We start from the raw sequence: 7,060 nt of genomic DNA, 5'->3' as shown, positions 1-7,060 counted from the left end.
GGACGACCTGCGCGAGCACAAGAAGCTCGCTCTGCGCCAAGCCGCATGACCAGCATCATGGCCGCCCCATTTTGCAGAACTTGACGCACACAACCGTGGTGCGCTTCCACATTCGATCGTCGCAGTCTGATCGCACCGAACTCGATGCTGCTCGAGCAAAATGGTGCGGCTCTGACATGGATCAGGGCGAGCAGGCGACGGCTGCGCAATAAGGCACCGCGGTTTGGCATCCGCCGGAATTGGAAATCGGGGCTTGCGATGAAATTCGGCAAAGAAATCGTGCTTCTAAGCCTGTTCGCATTCGCGGCTTTGGTGGCGGCTGGCGCTGGGGTGGATGAACCCTTTCGCCAGCAGATGTGGGTCTTGTTCTTCGCCTTGGCTGGCTTCACTGCGATCCTACTGCGTAACACTGAGTTCAAGCCTGCCGCTCCGATCGACCCGTCCGCTTACATGGACGGGCCAATCCGCTACGGCGCCATCGCCACCATGTTCTGGGGTGTGGTTGGCATGGTGGTCGGGGTGGTCATCGCGCTGCAGCTTGCCTATCCCGATCTCAACATCCAGCCCTGGTTCAACTTCGGCCGCTTGCGGCCTCTGCACACCTCGGGCGTCGTCTTCGCCTTCGGCGGCAATGCGTTGCTTTGCACGTCTCTCTATGTCGTCCAACGCACATGCCGCGCTCGGCTGTTCGGTGGCGATCTCGCCTGGTTCGTGTTCTGGGGCTACCAGCTCTTCATCGTCATGGCCGCGACAGGTTATCTGCTCGGCATCACCGAGAGCCGCGAATATGCGGAACCCGAATGGTATGTCGACATCTGGCTGACCATCGTCTGGGTCGGCTACCTGATCCTGTTTCTGGGCACCATCCTGAAGCGCAAGGAACCGCACATCTACGTCGCCAACTGGTTCTATCTTTCCTTCATCGTGACCATCGCGATGCTGCATGTGATCAACAACCTGTCGATGCCGGCCTCCTTTCTCGGCTCCAAGAGCTATTCCGCATTTTCCGGAGTCCAGGACGCCCTGACGCAGTGGTGGTACGGCCACAATGCCGTCGGGTTCTTCCTCACCGCCGGCTTCCTCGGCATGATGTACTATTTCGTGCCCAAGCAGGCCAACCGGCCGGTCTATTCCTACCGCCTGTCGATCGTCCATTTCTGGGCAATCATCTTCCTCTACATCTGGGCCGGGCCGCATCACCTGCACTACACCGCCCTGCCCGATTGGGCGCAGACGCTCGGCATGGTGTTCTCGATCATGCTGTGGATGCCGTCATGGGGCGGCATGATCAACGGCCTGATGACGCTGTCGGGCGCCTGGGACAAGCTGCGCACCGATCCCATCATCCGCATGATGGTGATAGCCATCGCCTTCTACGGCATGTCGACCTTCGAAGGCCCGATGATGTCGATCAAGACGGTCAACTCGCTGTCGCATTATACCGACTGGACCATTGGCCACGTCCATTCCGGCGCACTCGGCTGGGTCGGCATGATCTCGTTTGGCGCAATCTACTTCATGGTGCCGAGACTCTGGAACCGTGAACGCCTCTATTCGCTCAGGCTCGTCACCTGGCATTTCTGGCTGGCGACGCTCGGCATCGTCGTCTACGCCGCGGTGATGTGGGTGTCCGGCATCATGCAGGGCCTGATGTGGCGCGAATACGACGAGCAGGGCTTCCTGGTCTACTCCTTCGCCGAAACCGTGGCCGCTATGCACCCTTATTACATCATGCGCGCCATCGGTGGGGCCATGTACCTCTCCGGCACCCTGATCATGGCCTGGAACATCGCCATGACCATCCTCGGCTACCGGCGCGAGCAGGATCCGATGCCGCGCGGCCCCCCCGCCCTCCAGCTTGCGCGAGGATGAGACAGAAAATGAGGTTGATGAACAGACACGCGGTCATCGAGAAGAACGCTACACTTCTCCTCCTCGGGTCGCTGCTGGTCGTGACAATCGGCGGCATCGTCGAGATCGCGCCGCTCTTCTATCTCGATAATACGATCGAGAAGGTGGAAGGCATGCGCCCCTACTCGCCGCTCGAACTTGCCGGGCGAAACATCTATGTCCGCGAGGGCTGCTACCTCTGCCACAGCCAGATGATCAGGCCGTTCCGTGACGAGGTCGAGCGCTACGGCCACTACAGCCTGGCGGCCGAGTCGATATACGACCACCCCTTCCAGTGGGGATCGAAGCGCACCGGACCGGATCTCGCCCGCGTTGGCGACCGGTATTCCAACCTGTGGCACGTGGATCACCTGACAGATCCACGGTCCGTGGTGCCGGAATCGATCATGCCGAGCTATGCCTTCCTGAAGGACAAGCCGATCGCGGTGAAGGACTTCTCGACGCATCTGGTCGCCAACAGGCGCGTCGGCGTCCCTTATTCCGACGACATGATCGCCAACGCCAATGCCGATTTGATGGCGCAGGCTGATCCCAACGCCGACACATCCGGCCTCGAGGCCCGCTACCCCAAGGCCAAGATCGGCGACTTCGACGGCAACCCGCAGCAAGTCACCGAAATGGACGCGCTGGTTTCTTATCTCCAGATGCTGGGCACGCTGGTCGATTTCAAGAACTACGATGAGACCGCCGGCTACCGCTGAGGACAATGGCCATGACGTACAATTTCATGCGGGAAATTGCCGACAGCTGGGGCCTACTTGCCATGGCTCTTTTCTTCATCGGATCTGTTGCCTTTGCAGTTCGTCCCGGAAGCCGCAGGCAAGCCGGCGAAGCAGCTCAAATTCCTCTGAAGGAGGACTGATCATGAGCAGCGATCACATCGACGAGGTTTCCGGCATCTCAACCACCGGTCATGAGTGGGACGGCATCCGGGAGCTCAACAACCCGCTTCCGCGCTGGTGGGTCTGGACGTTCTACATCACCATAGTCTGGGCGATCGGCTACACCATCGCCTATCCGGCATGGCCTCTGCTACACACGACAACCAAGGGTGTGCTCGGCTATTCCAGTCGCAACGATGTCGGGAACGAGTTATCCAAGGCTGAAGCAGCCAAGGGCAAATATGTCGCCGCGATAGAAGCGAAAAGTGTTTCGGAGATCGCGGCGGACGACACGCTGCGCGAATTCGCCGTCGCCGCCGGCGGTGCCGCGTTCAAGCTCAATTGCGTGCAGTGCCATGGTTCCGGCGCCCAGGGCTCCAAGGGCTTCCCCAACCTTAACGACGACGACTGGCTGTGGGGCGGCAAGGCGGACCAGATTCAGCAGACGATCACCCATGGCATTCGCTTCGCCTCCGATCCGGATACGCGCCTGTCGGAAATGCCCGCCTTTGCCGACATCATCACCGCCGACCAGATCAAACAGGTCAGCGCCTACGTCGCCAGTCTGTCGGGGGCCGTCGTCAATCAAGCATTGGTCGCGCCGGGCGCAAAGGTCTTTGCCGAAAACTGCGTGGCCTGTCATGGCGACAATGCAAAAGGCAACAAGGAACTCGGCGCTCCAGATCTGACCGACGCCATCTGGCTCTACGGGTCAGGCGAAGCGGCCATCGCCGCCCAGGTAACCGCACCGAAACACGGCGTGATGCCGGCCTGGGGCGCGCGCCTCGGCGAGATCAAGGTCAAGGAACTGGCGGTCTACATCCATTCGCTTGGCGGCGGAGAATAGGAAAGCAGCCTATTCTCGTCCTCCCCCTCCCGCCAAGCGACGAGGCCCGGCGCAAGCCGGGCCTCGGCATCATCCAGAACCGATGAGTCGTCTTCCGGCGAAATCGTCGCTGGTGACTGGAGCTTCTCGTGCTCGATAACACGCAAATAGAACGGATCGAACCCACGACGTTCAACTCCGCCAAGGTGCGCCAGCCAATGTATGCCGCGCGCAGGAAGATCTTCCCGAAGCGGGCCTCGGGCAGCTTTCGCCGATTCAAATGGATCGTGATGGCGATCACGCTCGGCATCTACTATCTGACGCCGTGGCTGCGCTGGGACCGCGGTCCGTTTGCCCCCGACCAGGCGGTGCTGCTCGATGTCGCCAACCGGCGCTTCTATTTCTTCTTCATCGAGATATGGCCCCAGGAATTCTACTATGTCGCCGGCCTTCTGGTCATGGCCGGCGTCGGTCTTTTCCTGATCACATCGACTGTTGGCCGTGCCTGGTGTGGCTACACATGCCCACAGACCGTATGGGTCGATCTGTTCCTGGTCGTCGAGCGCGCGATCGAGGGCGACCGCAACGCACGCATCAAGCTCGATGCCGGTCCTTGGACCACTCGTAAGCTTGTGCTGCGGGCATCGAAACACGTCATCTGGCTGGTCATAGCCGCAGCGACTGGTGGCGCATGGATCTTCTATTTCGCCGATGCGCCGACGCTGCTCGGCGAACTCTTCACCGGCACGGCAGCGCCTGTCGCCTACATCACCGTCGCGGTCCTGACGGCGACGACCTACACGTTTGGCGGGCTGATGCGCGAACAGGTCTGCACCTATATGTGCCCATGGCCGCGCATCCAGGCAGCCATGCTCGACGAGAGCTCGCTCACCGTCACCTACAATGACTGGCGCGGCGAACCGCGCACGCGTCACGCCAAGAAGGTTCTTGCCGCAGGGCATCCCGTCGGCGATTGCGTCGACTGCAATGCCTGTGTCGCCGTCTGTCCGATGGGGATCGACATACGCGACGGTCAGCAACTCGAATGCATCACCTGCGCGCTCTGCATCGATGCCTGTGACGGCGTCATGGACAAGCTCGGCAAAGCGCGAGGACTGATCTCCTACGCGACGCTCTCCGACTACAACGCCAACATGATGCTGGCCACCGCCGGCGGCGCCAGCTCGGTCGATCCATCACTGGTCAGGACGGATGACGGCCTGTTTTCGGACAGGGTGGCGCATTTCCATGTCCGCAAGATCTTTCGGCCACGCACCTATGTCTACATGGCCATGTGGTCGCTGATCGGACTGGGCCTGCTCTTTTCGCTGCTGACGCGCGACCGGCTCGAAATCAACGTCTTGCACGACCGCAACCCGCAATTCGTGACGCTGTCGGACGGCTCAATCCGCAATGGCTACACCGTCAAGCTTTTGAATATGATCCCCGAGCCAAGAACGATCGTCGTCACCGTTGGAGGCTTGGCGGGCGCAGAAATGAGCATCGTTGGCGTCGACCTGCCGGCCACCCGCTCCTTTGCAGTCCAGGTCGAACCCGACCGGCTGAAGATGTTGAAGGTTTTCGTGCGCCTGCCCGCCGACCAGATTCATGGCCAGGCGCAGACCTTCACATTCCGCGTCGAAGACAAGGTCAGCTTCGAGTCCAACGAATACACCGCCACCTTCAACGCGCCGGAGATCGCCAGATGAACGCCACCACGCGAAAACCCCGCGAATTCACGGGCAGGCACATGTTGGCCATCATCCTCGCCTTTTTCGGCGTGGTCATCGCGGTCAATCTGACGATGGCGACGCTTGCCAACACAAGCTGGACCGGTCTTGTCGTCGAAAACACCTATGTGGCGAGCCAGCAATTCAACAGAAAGGCCGAGGAAGGGCGCGCGCAGGCAGCCCTCGGCTGGACCGGAAAGCTGACCGTCGCATGGGGTGAAGTCCGGTATGGCCTCACCGACGCCGCCGGCAAACCGGTTCCCCTGCATGGCGTGAAGGCGCTGTTTCGCCATCCCGCTTACGAGAAAGAGGATGAGTCCGTCACGCTCGCCCCCGCCTCGGGCCAGGAATTTGCAGCGCAGCACATGCCAAGGGACGGTGTGTGGATTGTCGAAATCGACGCCGAAGCCGGCCTGGCCAGACCTTATCGCGATGTACGCAGGATCATGATCTCCCATGGAGCGCTGCAATGAGCTGTTGTGCACCCGGTGCTGAAATAGCGCTGGATCTGGTCAGCGGCACCTCGGTCCTGCCCTCCAGCCAGGAAATCAGGCTGGCGAGCCGATCGCTTGGCGACGACCTTCATCAGACCGACCTTTCGGTGCCGACCGTTCATTGCGGCGCCTGCATCCAGACGATCGAGACGGCGTTGGGAAAACTCGATCACGTCGAGGCAGCTCGCGTGAACCTGTCGACAAAGCGGGTCTCAGTCCGCTGGCGCGGCGACGAGGCTCCACCATTGGTCGCTGTGCTCGGCCGGCTCGGCTATCAGGCGCATTTGTTCGAAGCCGAGATTGATGCAAAGGACAAGATGCTTTCGGAGCTTATCCGCGCCGTCGCTGTTGCCGGCTTTGCTGCGGGCAACATCATGCTGCTCTCGGTGTCGGTCTGGTCCGGCGCCGAGGGCGCCACCCGCGACCTGTTCCACTGGGTCTCGGCCCTGATCGCCATTCCTGCGCTGGCCTTCGCCGGCGGCATCTTCTTCAAGTCGGCGTGGAATGCGTTGCGCCACGGCCGCATGAACATGGACGTGCCGATCGCCGTCGGCGTGTCGCTGGCCTACGCCATGAGCCTCTATGAGACGATCACCCACGGCGACCACGCCTATTTCGACGCGTCGGTATCGCTGCTGTTCTTCCTCCTGATCGGTCGCACGCTCGATCACGTGATGCGGGAACGCGCCCGCACCGCTGTGAAGAGCCTGTCACAATTGGCCGCGCGCGGCGCCATGGTGCTGCGCGGCGATGGCGCTCGGGGCTATCTGCCGGTGGCCGAGATCGAACCGGGCATGCTGTTGTTGATCGCCGCCGGCGAAAGAATCCCTGTCGATGGCAAAATTGTGCGCGGGACATCGGACGTCGACTGCTCCCTGGTCTCCGGCGAGAGCACGCCCAGTAGCGTGGCGCCGGAAGACACCGTGCAGGCCGGCGTCCTCAACCTTACCGGTCCGCTGACGGTAGAGGCCACAGCCGCCGCGAAGGATTCGTTCTTGGCGGAAATGGTTCGGCTGATGGAGGCCGCCGAAGGTGGTCGCGCCCGCTATCGCCGTATCGCCGACCGCGTGTCGGCACTCTACGCGCCCGTGGTTCATCTCACAGCATTGGTAACATTCACGGGCTGGATGGCGGCGACCGGCGACTGGCATCGGGCGATGACGATTGCCATCGCTGTTCTCATCATCACATGCACCTGAGCGCTTGGCCTCGCCGTCC

Annotated in this window: 7 protein-coding genes and 1 pseudogene; all 8 read left to right on the top strand. The window is 61.4% G+C overall.

Features of this window, described 5'->3' with window-relative positions:
* Positions 1 to 212: hypothetical protein (locus NKH35_RS30325; RefSeq protein ID WP_352917377.1), on the top strand; the 212-nt coding region annotated here is incomplete at its 5' end.
* 46 nt (positions 213 to 258) lie between these two features.
* Positions 259 to 1,872: a cytochrome-c oxidase, cbb3-type subunit I gene (gene ccoN / locus NKH35_RS30320; RefSeq protein WP_352917375.1), complete on the top strand. Its 1,614-nt coding sequence runs from the start codon at positions 259 to 261 to the stop codon at positions 1,870 to 1,872.
* Between the two features lie 8 nt (positions 1,873 to 1,880).
* Positions 1,881 to 2,612 carry a cytochrome-c oxidase, cbb3-type subunit II gene (gene ccoO, locus NKH35_RS30315; RefSeq protein WP_023716338.1) on the top strand — a complete coding sequence of 244 codons (732 nt, stop codon included), beginning with the start codon at positions 1,881 to 1,883 and terminating at the stop codon, positions 2,610 to 2,612.
* A gap of 11 nt (positions 2,613 to 2,623) precedes the next feature.
* Positions 2,624 to 2,773 (top strand): CcoQ/FixQ family Cbb3-type cytochrome c oxidase assembly chaperone, encoded by a 150-nt coding sequence (locus tag NKH35_RS30310; protein WP_023707015.1) that lies wholly within the window; start codon positions 2,624 to 2,626, stop codon positions 2,771 to 2,773.
* A gap of 2 nt (positions 2,774 to 2,775) precedes the next feature.
* The gene (gene ccoP, locus NKH35_RS30305; RefSeq protein WP_023707014.1) at positions 2,776 to 3,639 is read left to right on the top strand and encodes a cytochrome-c oxidase, cbb3-type subunit III; all 864 of its coding nucleotides are present in this window, start codon (positions 2,776 to 2,778) and stop codon (positions 3,637 to 3,639) included.
* Between the two features lie 128 nt (positions 3,640 to 3,767).
* Positions 3,768 to 5,327, top strand: a complete 1,560-nt coding sequence (gene ccoG, locus NKH35_RS30300) for a cytochrome c oxidase accessory protein CcoG (RefSeq protein ID WP_352917372.1) — start codon at positions 3,768 to 3,770, stop codon at positions 5,325 to 5,327.
* Entirely contained in the window at positions 5,324 to 5,821 is a 498-nt protein-coding gene (locus NKH35_RS30295) for a FixH family protein (RefSeq protein WP_023731970.1), read from the top strand. Before ccoG ends, NKH35_RS30295 begins: the two co-directional genes overlap by 4 nt.
* Positions 5,818 to 7,038, top strand: a pseudogene (locus tag NKH35_RS30290) (heavy metal translocating P-type ATPase); the annotation flags it as partial. The gene NKH35_RS30295 and the pseudogene NKH35_RS30290, both read left to right, overlap by 4 nt.
* Between the last annotated feature and the right edge of the window lie 22 nt (positions 7,039 to 7,060).

The organism is Mesorhizobium sp. M1143 (genome assembly GCF_040318435.1).
In the GTDB taxonomy this organism is placed as follows: domain Bacteria; phylum Pseudomonadota; class Alphaproteobacteria; order Rhizobiales; family Rhizobiaceae; genus Mesorhizobium.
The sequence above is the reverse complement of the archived record's forward strand: the minus strand, read 5'-3'. Positions and strand labels throughout refer to the sequence as shown.

Coding starts and splice junctions, on each gene's coding strand:
- ccoP (WP_023707014.1), top strand. CDS start 2,776: ATGAGCAGCGATCACATCGACGAGGTTTCCGGCATCTCAACCACCGGT.
- ccoN (WP_352917375.1), top strand. CDS start 259: ATGAAATTCGGCAAAGAAATCGTGCTTCTAAGCCTGTTCGCATTCGCG.
- ccoO (WP_023716338.1), top strand. CDS start 1,881: ATGAGGTTGATGAACAGACACGCGGTCATCGAGAAGAACGCTACACTT.
- NKH35_RS30295 (WP_023731970.1), top strand. CDS start 5,324: ATGAACGCCACCACGCGAAAACCCCGCGAATTCACGGGCAGGCACATG.
- NKH35_RS30310 (WP_023707015.1), top strand. CDS start 2,624: ATGACGTACAATTTCATGCGGGAAATTGCCGACAGCTGGGGCCTACTT.